Genomic DNA, 14513 nt, shown 5'->3' on the forward strand with positions numbered 1-14513 from the left:
TCTGCCCCGTCGCCGTTCCGGCGACTCCCCGGGATATTTGACTGAAGAAGAAGGCGGCTATCTGGCCGTCTTCTTCATTTTGGCCAGATCGGATACGGTATCTATATCGGTGAGCAGGCCCCGAGCATTGACCAGTGCCTCTGCGGGAAGGTCGCGGATGAGGCGCCCTGCCCCCTGATCTCCAGTCAGTTCCGCAAGGCGGATGAGCCATCCTCGCGGAAAGCAGGCGGGCGGCATCGGTGGGCCAAGATCGTGGCAAGCAGCCGGACGGTCATCCGTTGCGGCGGCCACCACCATGTCCAGCAGTTCAGATGTGACCCGTGGCATATCCGCCAGTGCGATCAGCAGCCGGTCGGTTTCGCCCGCGGCTTGCAGCCCGGCGCGCAGGCTGTCCGACTGCGCCCCGGGCTGTATTTCCACGATTTCGAAACCGTCCAGATATGGTCGCAATTCCGGATTTGCGATCACCGCGATATGGCGATCCAGCGCGGTCATCTGCATGGCTTGCGCCGCATGTGCGACAAGCGGGCGGCCATCAAGCGGAGCAAGCAACTTGTCTGCTACCCCGAAGCGGCGTGACGTGCCTGCCGCCAGCAGCAAGCCGGTGCGGTTCATCCGAATGCCTGCTCGTATGCCGCAAGGATCTCGGTCAGGACCGAAGCGGCCAGCAGGCGCGGTTCCCGCACCGGGGCGACGACGCCGATCGGGCCGCGCAACCGGGCAAGCTCGGCATCCCCGAACCCCGCTTCGCGCAGGGCAGCGATACGTGCCATCTGAGCGCGACGAGATCCCAGCGCACCGATATAGAAGGCCGGTGACTCCAGCGCCGCGCGCAGTGCCGGCAGCTCGCGGTCATGGTCGTGAAACAGGGTGACCACCGCGGTCTGTGCATCGGCCCGGCTTGCGGTGGCGCCGATCCGGCAATCGAGTCCGACGGCTCGGGCCATGGCGGCAAGGGCAGACGCCTCATCCCCTTCACCGTGAATATGCAAGATACAGCGGGGATTGATCTTCAAACCGAAGAAACCGCCATTCAACCCGGTTTCGAGTGCATCGGTTCGCCGGGCACAGCCCGTTTCGAGATCGATCCGCCAATGGGCAAGCCGTCGAGCACGGTGAATATCGGAAATTTCCTGCAACCAGACCGGATCGGGTCGATGCAGCAATGCGATCTCGACCGTGCCGCCGCAAGGCAGGGGCAGATCGACCGGCCCGCCTGCGCCATAGATCAGCCTTGTCACCGGGCCGGGCCTGTCCAGATGGGCGGCGATATCGGCATCGATGCAACCCGCGCCAAGCCGTCCCACGCGAGCACCATCGGGCCAAAGCGCCATCGCCGCGCCAGGACGGCGCGGAAATCCGCCTTCCGCACGGACAAGTAGCGCGAGGGCACCACCCGGACGGGCATGAAGGGCGGCGAGCGGATCGATCATCATGTCGGACATATATGGCTGGGTTCCCATTCTCATGACGCCTACATGTATCGCCATGGCATCACCTGCAAGAGCCGGGATCGTTTCAAATGCGAAAAGGCCGCCGCCCGGAAGGGCGCGGCCTGACCGCAATACAGCCAAAGGCAGATCTTACTTGATCTTGCCTTCCTTGTATTCGACATGCTGACGCTTGACCGGGTCGTATTTCCGGACCGTCATCTTTTCCGTCATGGTACGGGCGTTTTTCTTGGTCACGTAGAAATGCCCGGTTCCGGCCGTGGAATTGAGCCGGATCTTGATGGTCGTCGGCTTCGCCATAATCGTCGCTCCTGCTTCGGGGCAAGCAGCTAGGCGCAGACCCCGTAGAATTCGTTTGAAGCCCGCCTTGTAGTCTGGCCGTGCATGAAGTCAACCGGGAATCGCTGAAAATCCCGGCATTTTCAGCTTCGAAAGGCTGCTATGCAAAAAATGCAGCCTAAAAGCATTTCCAGCAAAAGTGGATACCGGTTTTGCGTCCGGAAATGCGACGGGACAAAAGACTGCAGCGTTTCGGCGATTCAACGAATTGTCGAAACACTGTAAATCGCGCGGAGGGCCTGTAAGCCGGATTCTGTCCTCCGGAGTTGCCCCCGGATGGATGACCATTCCTCTGGTCCGGCCGTTACCGGCCGGATCTAGCTGCCTACCCGGATCTGCTGGGGCAAGGCAGCCCTGCGGGTTTCCCCGCGCGCGATCCCTATTCGGCATTGCTCCCGGTGGGGCTTGCCATGCGGAGACTGTTGCCAGCCCCCCGGTGGGCTCTTACCCCACCGTTTCACCCTTGCCGCCCGCAAGCGGGAGGCGGTCTGTTCTCTGTGGCGCTATCCCTGGGGTTGCCCCCGCCGGGCGTTACCCGGCACCGTTACCTCATGGAGTCCGGACTTTCCTCGCGGTCCCTTCCCTCGCGGCAAGCGACCGCGCGGTCATCCGGCCCTCCGCGCATGGCAGATATGGCGGGGATGGGGCGGGCGGTCAATGGGGCGCTGCCCCCGCGCCCCGTTCCGGGGCGCTCCCCCGAGGTTCTTGGACAAAGAAGAAGATGCGACGACGGCACCGGGTCTGTCGGTCACGCGGCTATCCGGCTGACTTGGGCCAAGGCGGAATCATAGACCTCGAGCCCGCCTTTCGAAGCTCCCTCGGAGAGGGTTCGCCTCCATCCCCTTGCCCCGGGCTGGCCGTGGAACAGTCCCAACATATGGCGAGTGACCTGGTGCAGGCGCCCACCGCGCCGCAGATGAGCGTCGATATATGGCCGCATCGCCTCGGCCACCTCGAGCGCCGAGCCGAAAGCCGGGGTATCGCCCCAAAGCCTGTCGGCGCTTCCCAGCATGTCCCAGGGCTGATGATAGGCCGCCCGGCCGACCATCACCCCATCCATCACCCGCAGATGCGCACGCACCTCGTCGAGACTGTCGATCCCGCCATTTACTGAAAGCTCCAGATCGGGGAAGGCGGGCTTCATCGCGTGAACCAGCGGGTAATCCAGCGGCGGCACGTTCCGGTTTTCACGCGGGCTGAGACCTTGCAGCCACGCCTTGCGGGCATGGATGGCGATACGGCGGACACCCGTGCGGCGCATGGTATCCAGGAATGCGGGCAGGATCTCGGCCGGTTCCTGTTCATCCACCCCAATGCGGCATTTCACCGTAATCTCGACCGGACTGACGGCCATCATCTCGGCCACGCATTCGGCGACCAGTTCAGGTGATTTCATCAGAACGGCCCCGAAGCAGCCGGACTGCACGCGATCACTGGGGCAACCGACATTCAGGTTGATCTCGTCATAACCCCAATCGGCGGCGGCACGCACCGCCTCGCGCAGTTCTGCCGGATCCGATCCGCCCAGTTGCAAGGCTACCGGATGTTCGACCGCGTCGTAATCGAGCAGCCGCGCCCGATCGCCATGAATGATCGCCGGCGCGGTCACCATCTCGGTATAAAGCAATGCCCGCCGCGACATCAGCCGATGGAAAACCCGGCAATGCCGGTCCGTCCAGTCCATCATCGGGGCCACAGATAACAGCATGTTATTGTTTTTATAGAGGTTTTTGCCGTTTTGGGCCATATTTGATCGTCTCTTTTTCAGTCATATTCCCGCTGATTTCTAACGGTTTTTGCTTGTTTCGGTTTTCAGGTTGCTTAAGATTAGCAAAAATCAGCAAGGGATTTTAGCAAATCATGGGCACCATCACCGAGCGCCGTTTGAAGGACGGCAAAGTCGTGTTTACCGCACAAATCCGAGTTATGCGAGACGGTCGCAAAACGTCCGCGTCATCGACATTCGAGCGCCGGGCCGCAGCGGAGGCATGGCTGCGCCGCAAAGAAGCCGAGGCCAATAAGCCGGGCGGTTTCGACAAGGTCGCACGGAAGCGACAGAGCGGCGTCACGTTGGCGGATGCCATAGACCGCTATATCGCCGAGAGTGAACGGCAGATCGGCAAGACCAAGGCGCAGGTCCTGGCCGCCATCAAGACGTATGAGATAGCCGCTCTGCCCTGCGGTGCCATCAGGTCGCAGGATGTGGTGGCGTTCGCGCAGGAGCTTCTGGACGGGGGACGGAAGCCGCAGACCGTGGCGAACTATACTTCCCACCTTGCCGCCATCTTCGCCGTCGCCGGTCCGATGTGGGGCATGCCGCTGGACCCGTCAGAAATGAAGGCTGCGCATGTTGTGATGCGCCGAATGGGCATTACCGCCAAAAGCACAAAGCGGGACCGCCGCCCAACCATGGCGGAACTGGACAAGCTAATGCAGCATTTCGCTGACAAACACACGCATGGCCGGTCGATGCCGATGCACATGATCGTCGCTTTCGCCTTGTTCTCAACACGCAGGCAAGAAGAAATCACCCGCATTACATGGGCCGACCTAGAACCGGGCCGGGTTCTTGTCCGGGACATGAAACACCCCGGCCAGAAGATCGGAAATGACACGTGGGTGGATCTGACGCCCGAGGCCGAGGCCATTGCAAGAGCGATGCCGAGAAAGTCCGAACGGATCTTCCCGTTCTCAACCGATGCAATCACCGCGTCGTTTACACGCGCCTGCCGGTTCCTTGAAATTGAAGACTTGCACTTTCACGATCTGCGGCACGAAGGGGTTTCCCGCCTCTTTGAGATGGGCCGCACCATCCCGCAGGCGGCCAGCGTGTCCGGGCACAGGTCTTGGCAGTCTTTGCAGCGGTATTCCCACCTGCGGGCGACCGGCGACAAGTGGAAGGGCTGGCCATGGCTGGCCCGTGTCGCGCCGACGGATGGCGGGGCAGAGGTCGTGGCGCTGAAATCCGCCCGGAAGTAGTTTTCTGTTGACCAATTCATGCATCTTTCAAATCATTGGCACCCATAGCCAAGGAGGGGATCACTTGAAAACAATCCGGGAATTCGAACATGGCGGTAGCGTATATACAATTAAAGCCATCCTTATAGATGGCGTTTGGCAGGTGCGGGTGTTTCGTGATGGAAATCCGGTGGGGGAGCCATCAACAATCAGCGACGAAACTGCTGGAGATGCGCAAGCGGCAGGACACGATCCCTTTGATATCATGGCTGATGAATTGGAAGGGCAAGTGCGGAAGTAACCCGCCTTTATCAACTTGTCTTGCCCAAGCCCCGCCTTGCGCGGGGTTTTTTCGTTCCGGCTAAGTCGCCCGACCATTCCGAGTTCATTTGGGTTCACTTGACCCCGAACTTGCTGGCAGGTATGGTGTCAGGTGAACCCAGATGGACTCCGGACGCTATGAGTAACAAACTCGATTCGCGCAAAGCAAAACCACCCCGCCGGACCCGCATAAAGCCGGGCACGCCGATGCTTAGCGCCGCCGAACAGGTGATGCTTGTGACGGCGCGAGGCGCGGTCGGAGACGCGCATGCGCTCTTGGTGGATGGCCGCCCGGTTGCTGCCCGCGAATCCCTTGAGGCGCTGGCCGAAATCTACAGCGACGTGCAGGTCAGCGACGGGCTTGAACGGCAGATGCTCTATGACCTGCCGCCGGTCTGGCTGATCGACTCGCATCTGCATCGCCGCCGGGAAAAGGCGCTCACGCACTACCTGCCGGGCGGCCAATTCAATGAGCATGGCGTTTTTGAACTGCGCGATCAGGAAAACGGGCTATGGGTGCTGGTTCACCCCAATGACTGCTGGTCGGGCACCTTAACCGGCGCACAGGATTTCGTGAAAGGCGAAGGACTCACCGGCCTGATCGCCATTGTCACGGGGGATGGAGTCGCGGCAACCGTCGACAAGCTGGCCCGCAAGTTCAAGATCGGGGGGCCGGGCCATGACTGACCGTGCCCCGTGGGCGTCCGATGCCGCCGCAGCATGTGGTGAAGATTGGGCACCGGATGATGATCCCCGGCAAGATGCCTATGACCCGATAGACCCGCAGGAAACCGATCCCCCGTCCCGTGGCGCATTTTATGGTGCACAGGTCAACACCGCCGAAGAAATTACCGACGCCAGCTTGGCGGAAGAACTCGGCATACGGGAATGGGACGAAAACGCCAGATATGTGGCGGATTGGGACTGCTGGCTGTTTTGGGACGGTTCCCGATGGGTCAGAGCCCCCTTCGTCGTGGCTATTGCCCGTGTTCGGGATTTCCTCAAGGTCAAGGCAGCAGAGATAAGGGCAGATGCGGTCGGCGACAACACACGCAAGGCCGATAAGCTGGTGCGGGAACTGCGCTCACATCGGACGACAACAGCCGTTTACAATATGGCCCGCTCGAATTGGTCGAGCATCGCCAGCCAGGACGCCTTTGACAGCGATCACCTGCTATTGGGCACGCCGGGCGGCACGGTGGATCTGAAAACCGGCATTCTGCGGGCAGCGATGCGGTCAGATATGATCACGAAGTCGACAGCCGTTACCCCGGCCCCGAAAGGCACACATGCGCCGATCTGGACCCGATTTCTGGAGTCCACATTCCCCGATGACAATGGCGATCCTGACCGGGAATTGATTTCGTTCATGCAGCGCGCAGCCGGGTATGCCATCACGGGACTGACGGAAGAACACAAGTTGCTGTTCCTCTACGGCAGGGGCCGCAACGGCAAAGGAACATTCGTCAATACACTTGTAAGCATCTGCGCCGAATACGGACTCACGGTCGGTTCCGATATTTTCGTCCAGCAACAGTTCCAACGGCATAGAGAGTCTATTGCGCAGCTGCACGGTCGCCGCCTTGTCGCGGCCAACGAATTGCCCAAAGGCGCAACATGGAATGATGACATTCTCAAGTCTCTAACTGGCGGTGACGAGATCAGCGCCAACTTTATGAGGCAAAACTCTTTTACCTTCCGACCACAGTCGACCTTGTTCATCAGCGGCAATAATCGGCCTGCCTTCAAGGGCGTCGATACTGCGATGCGGGAGCGGTTCCTGCTGGTCCCCTTTCGGGCAACCTTCCTCGCCAACAGCGGAAAGCAGGATCCGAGACTACAGGACAAGCTGCGCGCCGAATGGCCTGCAATACTGCGCTGGGCCATTGATGGGGCCGTGGAGTGGCGGCGTCAGGGTCTGAACCCACCCCAGGTCGTGAAACAAGCCAGCGCCGAATACATGGATGACGAAGACGCAGTCGCAAACTTCATCTCCGAATACCTAGTGCCGGACCCCGACGCCAAGACGGCCACCAGTGAAATCTACCCTGCGTTCAGGACGTGGCGTGAAGCGCAAGGCGCTAAGCAATGGACGCAGACAGCCATGACCCGTGCGCTCGGCGAAGAAGGCAACGTCGAAGTGAAGCGGACGCGTCCGTCGAGCCGTGACAACCCTACATCATGTGTCATCGGATTTCGCCTGAAAACGGGAGCAACTTTCCCATGATACCCATCCTTGTAGCACTTGTAGCACTTTCTCCCTCTATCACCCGTCTAAGGGTTTTCAGGGTTTTTTACGTGTGCGCACGCGCGAAAACAAAACGCATGACGGGTGATAAAGGGGAAAAGTGCTACAAGTGCTACACGCACCCTACCGGTCAGGTTTTCCATGGCCGTTTCACGTCACCTCATGGCGTCATCCCTAGCCGAGCCGACCGGCCTTTCGCCAAGGAGGTTCGGAGTGGTCAGCGGGTCCTTCTGGGGACCGTCAATGCGGGTATCGCAGCGCCGCGCCATTTCAGTCGCTTCAAAAACACTATAGGGGGGCCGCTGCCATGAGCGCTGGTGATACATGTTCGGCGCAGGAATTGGCTGACATGCTGGGCATCAGCGACCGCAAGGTTCGGGAACATGCCGCCGCAGGCCATATCGTAAAGGTTTCGACCGGCAAGTATGCGAGGGTCGAGTCCGTGCGGACCTATTGCGAGCATTTGCGCATGGCGGCAGCGGGCCGGGGCGATCAGGAATCGGCGCTGGACCTGTCCCGCGAACGCGCCCGGCTGGCCTCGGAGCAGGCCGACGCCCAGGCCATTAAGAACGCCGCGCTGCGCGGTGAACTGGTCAAGGCCGTAGAAGTCGAGCGCGAGTGGCAGGACGTTTTGCGGTCGGTCCGGTCTGGCGTTCTAGCGGTCCCTTCGCGTGCCCGGCAAAAACTGGCGCACCTGACCCCGCATGATGTTGAAGCCATTGACGCGGAACTGCGCCGGGCGCTGGAAAGGCTTGCGGAGGCCGCAGAATGAATATCGCCGAGATCCGCCGCAATGCCCTGCGCGCCCTGATCCCGCCGCCCCGGCTTCGCCTGTCGGAATGGATTGAGTCGCACGTTCATTTGCCCGAGGGTGTGTCGAGTCTGCCCGGCCCGGTCAGTCTGTGGCCGCCGCAGGTCGAGATTGCGGACGCCATCGGGGATCCCACCATCGAGCGTGTGACGCTGGTCAAGCCGGTCCGCGTCGGGTTCACCACCTTGCTGACTGGCGCGCTGGCCGGATATGTAGCTAACGACCCGGCACCGATCCTCGCCTTGCTTCCCACGGAATCGGATTGCCGCGATTACATCGTCAGCGATGTTGAACCGATCTTTTCAGCCTCGCCCTCTCTGGCGGGACTGCTGGACGATGACGGCGGCGAAGGTGGGCGCAACACGCTGCTATCCCGCCGCTTCCCCGGCGGCAGTCTCAAGGTTGTTGCCGCCCGCGCGCCCCGAAACCTGCGCCGCCACAACGTCCGCGTCCTGCTGATAGACGAGGCGGACGGAATGGAAATCACAGCGGAAGGCAACCCGCTGGTGCTGGCCGAGCGGCGCACGCTAAGTTTCGCGGACCGCAAGATCATCACCGGGTCAACGCCGGTCTTTGAGGACACAAGCCATGTCCTGCGCGCCTATGCGGCCAGCGATCAGCGAATCTATGAAGTTCCGTGCCCCGAGTGCGGCGATTTCCACGAAATCACGTGGAAAGATATTCAGTGGCCCGAGGGCGAGCCGGAGCGCGCGCATTACGTCTGCCCGCATTGCGGGTGCGTGATTGATGAGCGTCATAAGCCCGGCATGGTCGCGAAAGGCCGATGGCGGGCGCAGCGTCCCGAGGTGAAGGGCCATGCCGGGTTTAGAATGAATGCGCTGATCTCCACGCTGGCAAATGCATCTTGGGCCAAGCTGGCGACCGAATTCGTGACCGCGAAGGGCGATCCAACCACGCTGCAAACCTTTGTGAATACGATTTTGGCGCAGGGCTGGAAGGTCGATGCCGAGGAAGTCGATGACGTGGCCCTTGCAAACGGAGCGGAACGGTTCGGGCTGGATGCCATCCCAGAAGCCGTCCTGGTCATCACCGCCGGAATCGACGTCCAGCGTGACCGCCTAGAAATGACCCTACTTGGCTGGGCCGAGGACGGCAGCCTGTTCGCGCTTGCGCATGAAATCATCCCCGGCGATCCGGCGGACGACACGACATGGGCCGAACTGGACACCGTGCTGCGGACCCGCTGGCCCCATCCCTGTGGCGCTAAAATCGGCATCGACGCGGCAGTCATTGACGCGGGCGATGGCGTAACCATGGAGCGGGTTGTGTCCTTCTGTGCGCCCCGTGCCAGCCGCAAGATCATGGCGGGTAAAGGCGTTGCAGGAGCGCGCCCATGGATCGAGCGCAGCAAGAGCAAGACGGCGAAGGGCCGCTTATGGCTGCTGGGCGTAGACGGAATCAAGACGCACGTCCTGGGCCTGCTGGCGAAGGTGGGGGCGGTCAGGTTTAGCGACGACCTGCCCGGCGAGTGGTTCGCGCAGGTGGCATCGGAGCGGCTTGTAGTCCGTTATGTGAAAGGAATGCCCGTCCGTCGGTTCGAGCGCATTCCCGGTCGGCGAGCCGAGTCGTTAGATTGCATGGTTTATGCCATCGCAGCGCGTCAGGTGATGCGCGTGGATTGGATTGAGCGAGCAGATCAGCTGCGGCGCGGTGTTCTCGACGCCGCGCCGAAAGCCAAGGCCCTGATTAAATCAAACTGGATGCGCTGATCCGGCGCAGTGCCGCTAGACCCATGGTGAGCCGGGGATCGTCGCCCGGCTCTATCGCCCGGCCCATCAGTTCCAGCACCCGGTCTAGATCCCCGGCGGCGCGGGCCGATTCGAGGAAAGCGAGTTGCGCGGTAGTCTCTGCGGTTAGCGCGGCGTCTTCGGCGGCGACTTCTTCGGCGGTCATTGGCATCTCCTTTTCTAGCCGCCGCCATCATTTCTCAATTAACACATTGATTCAACACGTTTTTTGTTGACGTTTTGCAAATGCGTTTGCGTTCCGCAAACAGACAATCCTTTTCTAGGCCGGATACATCGCCTTTACTGGGGTCACTTGACACCAATTGTGGCGGCGGGTATGTTGGGGTCAAATGAACCCGCAACCCAAGGGGACTCGAGATGACCTTCCTGCCGCGCCGCCATTTCCTTGCGATTTCCGGTTTGAACGAAAATTTGTTCAAGACGCTTGCGCGCAGGCATCAGGTGCCGCGCGTCAATGCATCCACGCGTGATTTGGGCATTGGCCTGACGGACGATGAACGGAATCAATACGAAGCCGCGCGCGACGCTTCTGGATACCTGCCCGTCGAGGCCATCATGGCAGCCACGGCGGACGGTTTTGTCAGTTCGGCCTCCATGGACCGCGATGTCGCTAAGGCATTTATCGAAGGCAACCCGCAGGCGATGCGGGAAGCTATCGAGATCTTCGAGAGGGGCGAGGATGTTTGGCTGGCGGCATATACTGATGTTGACATCGGGAATGATGAGCCTTTGGCGGCTGTCCCATTTGCGAAGGCTGGCGGCTTGGCCAAGATCACGTCGGAGATAACGAACGGATGGAAAGACGATAACAGAGAAGGCCGCACCCTTGCCCTTCTCAATTTGACGCCCATTCTTCGCAGGGCGAGGAAAGCAGCCGATGACCTTGGCCTGAACGGCAGCTTTCTGGCGCGGTGATCACGATGTTTACCGCCCTCTCCCGTTTCCTGACCCGCACCCGACCGGCCCCGGCTGTCACCCGAGCCGTGAATGCTGCATCGGATAACTGGCCCGACGATCCTCGCGGCGTATCGGGTGCGGCTGATATTCGGGGCGCGGGGCAGACCGTGGCGCAGCGCGTGGCGGGCCTCTACATGAACGACAGCGTCGTTCGGTCAGCCGTCAATCTGCTGGTTTCGCAGATTGTTGGCAGCGGCGTTCGGTTGAATACGGATGATTCCGATCTCGACTTCCGGTTCAACACAGCACGACTGGACCCCTCGCGGCAAATGAGCGCGACGGCAATCCAGCGCGCGGCAATCCGCTCCCATGCCATCGCTGGCGAAATTCTGGGGCTGCATCGCGTTGTGTCGGGCCAGTACGCATTCCAGATCCTTGACCCGGAACAACTCGACCGGTCGAAGAATGAACCGCGCAATGATGGCGGCGCAATCATCAGCGGCGTGGAACGAGACGGGCGCGGCGTCATTACCGGATATTGGATCCTTCCGAACGCACCTGGCGACCCCTTCGCTACGGTCACCGCTTCCCAGCGGTTCGACGCGGACGACGTGGTGCACGTCTATGAATCGGAATTCCCAGGTCAGGTCCGGGGCATTAGCCCGCTGGTGGCGGTGTTGCCCGTATTGAACAACGCCAGCATTGCGATTGAGGCACGGCTAAAGCAATTGCAGGTCAGCGCCCTGCTGACAGCTATTTTCACCAGCACGGACGGCACCGACGCCTTTGATGGGGAAATCAATCCATCTCTGGAACCGGGGGCAATTATCCGGGCACGTCCCGGTGAGACGGTGGAAACGGTGCGCGGCCCCGAAAGCCCCGATTTCGATGCCTTCATGAAGATCCTTTACCGCCAAATCGCCGCCGCCATCGGCGTGACTTATGAAGACCTGATCGGGGATCTGGAAGGCGTCAACTATTCGTCATTCCGGGGTGGTGCCCTGACCGCTCGCAGGAAGGCCGAGGCTACCCGCAAGGTGCTGCTGATCGAAGGGCTACTGGTTCCGGTGTTCCGCCGCTGGCATGGCATCGAACGGCTGGCCGGTCGCACTGCTGGCGGCATCATCACCCCCGGATGGATCGAGCCAAGTTGGCCCCAGGTCGACCCGATGAAAGAAGCTAACGCGGAAATCGCATTGCTTGACGCCGGGCTGAAATCCCGCCGCGAGATTATCGCCGCCCGAGGCCGCGACCCTGAAACGGTCATGGATGAGATCGCCGCAGACACGAACCGCCCCAGCGGCGGAACGGCTGGCCCTACCCCCATGGAGGAAACCGATGACTGAACCGATCCGCCGGTTCCAGGCGCAAGCCCGACCGAACAGCTATGACCCGGAAAGCCGGACCTTTACGGTCGTGGTCGCCACCGATGCACCGGTCGAACGGGGCTCGCATATCGAAGTGCTGGATCTGGCCTCCTTCGGTGCAGACGGCTGGCCGGAAAGCCTGCCCTTGCAAATGGATCATTCCCGCTCTGCCCGTGACACCGTGGGCACCCTCTCGAATTTCCGCACCGAACGCCTCGAGGGCGGCGTCACGGCCCTTATTGCCGACGGGAAACTGTCCAGCCGGGCCGACAATGAGGCAATCGCCGCGAACCTCGCCGACGGTGCCCAAACCGGCTTTTCCGTGTCCTTCACCGTGACCAAGTGGCGCAAGGACACGGACTCCGCAGGCCGGACCATCCGCCGCGCCCTCTCCGGCAAATTCATCGAAGGCAGTTTCGTGGTGAATCCTGCCGATCCCAATTCACGAATCCGAGGAAATCAGATGCCTGATCCAGTTCTTGAAACTACCGATACCACCGAGCCGACCCGCATGACGGCAGACCAGTTCGATACTGTCTGCCGGGCCGCTGGCGTGCCTGATAACGTCCGCGAAGTGCTGCGCGCCAGTGAAGCGGATGATAGTGATCGTATGCGCCTTGCATTGGCGTCCATCGAAGCCGGGCAAACCACGATCCGCACCGTGAACCGGGGGCACAACGATCAGACGCTGGATAACCCGGAAGTGCTGCGCAGCGCCGTCATTGGCTTCTACGATGCCCGCAACCGTGGAGAGGCTCCTACCGGCCAAGCTGCGGAAGTTTTCGCCCAGGGGGAACGCGCCCTGGCCGAACGGCTGTGCCGGAACCACGGGATCAACACGCTTGGCTTGTCCGACGCCGAAGTTATCCGCCGGGCCGCGACGACCAGTGACTTTCCGATCATCGCTGGCGGCACCTTCAACCTGGCCATGCGCCGGGAAATGGAAGCTGCCGCCGCGCCCATCGCCGCATTGTTCGGTCGCGATACTGTCAGCACGTTCAACGCTGAAACGCGGGCACTGGCGGATTGGACGACTTTGGCCATAGCTGACCGGCTGGAAAATGGTCAGTACAAGCACAGCTTTGTCCATGAGTCCGGTGAAAAGGTCAGCGTTGCCGTTATCGGGGGCATTACCTCGAAATCGTATGAACTCACGATCAATGCCGGTTCCCGCCTCGGAAATGATGGCGTGCAATTCGGGAAACGCATGGCTGCCGAGATCGCCGACCGGCAGGTGGCATTCGTGGAACAGGCCAGCCATGCCGGGCCGACCATGTCGGACAACACTGCGGTATTCGACGCCAGCCGGGGCAACGTGAAAACGCTCACGCTGGACGGTTCTACGGAGGTTGCGCAAGTCATGGGCTTCCGCTCGGGAATGGCCAAGCGCAAAGGCGCGGGCGGCGTCATCATCGGCGTGTATCCCAGCCAGTGGCTTGTCCATTCCGATTTCGAGGAAACCGCCCTGCGGCTTCTTGCCCAGATTCAGGCGTCCGCCGTGGCTGACGTGAACCCTCTGGCAGGCAAGCTACAGGTGGTTGTGGAGCCTCGCCTCACCGATCCCGCGAAATCGTGGCTGGTCGCCGACCCCGCCCGCATGGACGGCGCTGTGCGGGTGTTCTTGCAGGGGCAAGAGGCCCCGTTCACCGATAGCCGCGTGAATTTCGATACCGATGCCGTCCAGTTCAAGATTCGTCACCCCTTCGGCTTGGGCTGGATGGAGTGGAGATCCTGGACGCGCCTTGACCACGCAACGGGCGCGTAATGGCCAGCGTGACTGAAATGCAGCAGCGCCTCGAGGCGCTGCTGGAGGCCCGAGATAGCGGCGCGCTGACCGTCAGGCATGGCGACAAGTCTGTCACCTATCGGTCTGACTCCGAAATGGCCGCTGCAATCGCCAGCCTCGAAGACCGGATCTCTGCGGCGCAGGGATTGCGCCCGAGCCGCATCATCTACCCCCGAACCAGCAAAGGTTACTGACATGCGAAACTATGTTCAGAACGGAAGCACTATTGACCTCACAGCCCCGACCGGCGGCCTCGTTTCAGGGCAAGCTGCCCTTATTGGCGCACTGTTCGGCGTGGCCGCCACGGACGCCGCAGAAGGCCGGAAAGTTGCCGTTGCCGTGGAGGGTGTCTTTGACCTGCCCAAGGTAGCCGGGACCGGTCTGACGGAAGGCGTCAAAGCTTACTGGACCGGCACCGAAATCACCAGCACGGCTACAGGCAACACCCTGGTCGGCCACGTGGTCGAGGCCGCCGCAGCGGCGGCAACGGTCTGCCGCGTCCGGTTGAACAACTGATACACGGATAGGCCGGGGTTTTCCTTCTCCTTTACCTGGCCTCTACCGGC

General features: G+C 61.2%; 16 protein-coding genes and 1 other RNA gene. 11 read left to right on the plus strand and 6 right to left on the minus strand.

Going from position 1 to position 14513, the window contains the following annotated elements; translation table 11 throughout:
* Window positions 1–57: 57 nt before the first annotated feature.
* The 5 genes from JHX88_RS09915 to dusA form a co-directional block, all read right to left on the minus strand.
* On the minus strand, window positions 58–615 hold the full coding sequence (locus JHX88_RS09915; RefSeq protein WP_076524237.1) for a nucleotidyltransferase family protein: 558 nt from the start codon (window positions 613–615) through the stop codon (window positions 58–60).
* Window positions 612–1490, minus strand: a complete 879-nt coding sequence (locus JHX88_RS09920) for an XdhC family protein (protein WP_141225783.1) — start codon at window positions 1488–1490, stop codon at window positions 612–614. Before JHX88_RS09920 ends, JHX88_RS09915 begins: the two co-directional genes overlap by 4 nt.
* A 93-nt stretch (window positions 1491–1583) precedes the next feature.
* Window positions 1584–1751 (minus strand): 50S ribosomal protein L33, encoded by a 168-nt coding sequence (rpmG, locus tag JHX88_RS09925; protein WP_076524232.1) that lies wholly within the window; start codon window positions 1749–1751, stop codon window positions 1584–1586.
* A gap of 265 nt (window positions 1752–2016) precedes the next feature.
* Window positions 2017–2411, minus strand: an RNA gene (rnpB, locus tag JHX88_RS09930) — RNase P RNA component class A.
* Between the two features lie 127 nt (window positions 2412–2538).
* The gene (gene dusA, locus JHX88_RS09935; protein WP_076524542.1) at window positions 2539–3498 is read right to left on the minus strand and encodes a tRNA dihydrouridine(20/20a) synthase DusA; all 960 of its coding nucleotides are present in this window, start codon (window positions 3496–3498) and stop codon (window positions 2539–2541) included.
* A gap of 152 nt (window positions 3499–3650) precedes the next feature.
* Here dusA and JHX88_RS09940 point away from each other — a divergent pair, with 152 nt between their 5' ends.
* From JHX88_RS09940 to JHX88_RS09965, 6 genes are all read left to right on the plus strand, one after another.
* On the plus strand, window positions 3651–4769 hold the full coding sequence (locus JHX88_RS09940) for a tyrosine-type recombinase/integrase (protein ID WP_076524229.1): 1119 nt from the start codon (window positions 3651–3653) through the stop codon (window positions 4767–4769).
* A 64-nt stretch (window positions 4770–4833) separates the two neighbouring features.
* Complete coding sequence (locus tag JHX88_RS09945; protein WP_141225782.1) at window positions 4834–5049, plus strand: hypothetical protein; 216 nt, start codon at window positions 4834–4836, stop codon at window positions 5047–5049.
* A 158-nt stretch (window positions 5050–5207) separates the two neighbouring features.
* Window positions 5208–5756 (plus strand): hypothetical protein, encoded by a 549-nt coding sequence (locus JHX88_RS09950; protein WP_141225781.1) that lies wholly within the window; start codon window positions 5208–5210, stop codon window positions 5754–5756.
* A complete protein-coding gene (locus JHX88_RS09955; protein ID WP_076524224.1) occupies window positions 5749–7296 on the plus strand; it encodes a DNA primase family protein in 1548 nt (515 codons plus the stop codon). Before JHX88_RS09950 ends, JHX88_RS09955 begins: the two co-directional genes overlap by 8 nt.
* A 328-nt stretch (window positions 7297–7624) precedes the next feature.
* A complete protein-coding gene (locus tag JHX88_RS09960; protein ID WP_076524222.1) occupies window positions 7625–8089 on the plus strand; it encodes a hypothetical protein in 465 nt (154 codons plus the stop codon).
* A complete protein-coding gene (locus JHX88_RS09965; RefSeq protein ID WP_076524220.1) occupies window positions 8086–9858 on the plus strand; it encodes a phage terminase large subunit family protein in 1773 nt (590 codons plus the stop codon). Before JHX88_RS09960 ends, JHX88_RS09965 begins: the two co-directional genes overlap by 4 nt.
* On the opposite strand, the gene JHX88_RS09970 is transcribed toward JHX88_RS09965, so the two are convergent.
* Window positions 9836–10042 carry a hypothetical protein gene (locus tag JHX88_RS09970; protein ID WP_076524218.1) on the minus strand — a complete coding sequence of 69 codons (207 nt, stop codon included), beginning with the start codon at window positions 10040–10042 and terminating at the stop codon, window positions 9836–9838. The two genes, JHX88_RS09965 and JHX88_RS09970, sit on opposite strands and share 23 nt — an antisense overlap.
* 212 nt (window positions 10043–10254) lie before the next feature.
* On the opposite strand from JHX88_RS09970, the gene JHX88_RS09975 reads away from it, so the two are divergent.
* Genes JHX88_RS09975 through JHX88_RS09995 form a run of 5 tightly spaced genes read left to right on the plus strand, consistent with a single transcriptional unit; the run spans window position 10255 to window position 14463 of the window.
* Window positions 10255–10812: a hypothetical protein gene (locus tag JHX88_RS09975; protein ID WP_076524216.1), complete on the plus strand. Its 558-nt coding sequence runs from the start codon at window positions 10255–10257 to the stop codon at window positions 10810–10812.
* Between the two features lie 5 nt (window positions 10813–10817).
* Window positions 10818–12140, plus strand: coding sequence for a phage portal protein (locus tag JHX88_RS09980; protein ID WP_076524539.1), 1323 nt, complete (start codon window positions 10818–10820; stop codon window positions 12138–12140).
* Window positions 12133–13926: a hypothetical protein gene (locus JHX88_RS09985; protein ID WP_076524214.1), complete on the plus strand. Its 1794-nt coding sequence runs from the start codon at window positions 12133–12135 to the stop codon at window positions 13924–13926. Before JHX88_RS09980 ends, JHX88_RS09985 begins: the two co-directional genes overlap by 8 nt.
* Window positions 13926–14141, plus strand: a complete 216-nt coding sequence (locus tag JHX88_RS09990) for a phage head-tail joining protein (RefSeq protein WP_076524212.1) — start codon at window positions 13926–13928, stop codon at window positions 14139–14141. The genes JHX88_RS09985 and JHX88_RS09990 overlap by 1 nt, the downstream gene beginning before the upstream one ends.
* A gap of 1 nt (window position 14142) precedes the next feature.
* Window positions 14143–14463, plus strand: a complete 321-nt coding sequence (locus JHX88_RS09995; protein WP_076524210.1) for a DUF2190 family protein — start codon at window positions 14143–14145, stop codon at window positions 14461–14463.
* Window positions 14464–14513 lie beyond the last annotated feature (50 nt).

Origin of the sequence: Paracoccus saliphilus (assembly GCF_028553805.1) — a bacterium.
GTDB lineage: Bacteria > Pseudomonadota > Alphaproteobacteria > Rhodobacterales > Rhodobacteraceae > Paracoccus > Paracoccus saliphilus.

Bases quoted from the DNA above. Each gene is read 5' to 3' on its own strand.
- JHX88_RS09995 (WP_076524210.1), top strand. From the start codon at position 14,143: ATGCGAAACTATGTTCAGAACGGAAGCACTATTGACCTCACAGCCCCG.
- JHX88_RS09955 (WP_076524224.1), top strand. From the start codon at position 5,749: ATGACTGACCGTGCCCCGTGGGCGTCCGATGCCGCCGCAGCATGTGGT.
- dusA (WP_076524542.1), bottom strand. From the start codon at position 3,498: ATGCTGTTATCTGTGGCCCCGATGATGGACTGGACGGACCGGCATTGC.
- rpmG (WP_076524232.1), bottom strand. From the start codon at position 1,751: ATGGCGAAGCCGACGACCATCAAGATCCGGCTCAATTCCACGGCCGGA.
- JHX88_RS09915 (WP_076524237.1), bottom strand. From the start codon at position 615: ATGAACCGCACCGGCTTGCTGCTGGCGGCAGGCACGTCACGCCGCTTC.
- JHX88_RS09950 (WP_141225781.1), top strand. From the start codon at position 5,208: ATGAGTAACAAACTCGATTCGCGCAAAGCAAAACCACCCCGCCGGACC.
- JHX88_RS09940 (WP_076524229.1), top strand. From the start codon at position 3,651: ATGGGCACCATCACCGAGCGCCGTTTGAAGGACGGCAAAGTCGTGTTT.
- JHX88_RS09960 (WP_076524222.1), top strand. From the start codon at position 7,625: ATGAGCGCTGGTGATACATGTTCGGCGCAGGAATTGGCTGACATGCTG.
- JHX88_RS09920 (WP_141225783.1), bottom strand. From the start codon at position 1,490: ATGGCGATACATGTAGGCGTCATGAGAATGGGAACCCAGCCATATATG.
- JHX88_RS09980 (WP_076524539.1), top strand. From the start codon at position 10,818: ATGTTTACCGCCCTCTCCCGTTTCCTGACCCGCACCCGACCGGCCCCG.
- JHX88_RS09990 (WP_076524212.1), top strand. From the start codon at position 13,926: ATGGCCAGCGTGACTGAAATGCAGCAGCGCCTCGAGGCGCTGCTGGAG.
- JHX88_RS09975 (WP_076524216.1), top strand. From the start codon at position 10,255: ATGACCTTCCTGCCGCGCCGCCATTTCCTTGCGATTTCCGGTTTGAAC.
- JHX88_RS09970 (WP_076524218.1), bottom strand. From the start codon at position 10,042: ATGACCGCCGAAGAAGTCGCCGCCGAAGACGCCGCGCTAACCGCAGAG.
- JHX88_RS09965 (WP_076524220.1), top strand. From the start codon at position 8,086: ATGAATATCGCCGAGATCCGCCGCAATGCCCTGCGCGCCCTGATCCCG.
- JHX88_RS09985 (WP_076524214.1), top strand. From the start codon at position 12,133: ATGACTGAACCGATCCGCCGGTTCCAGGCGCAAGCCCGACCGAACAGC.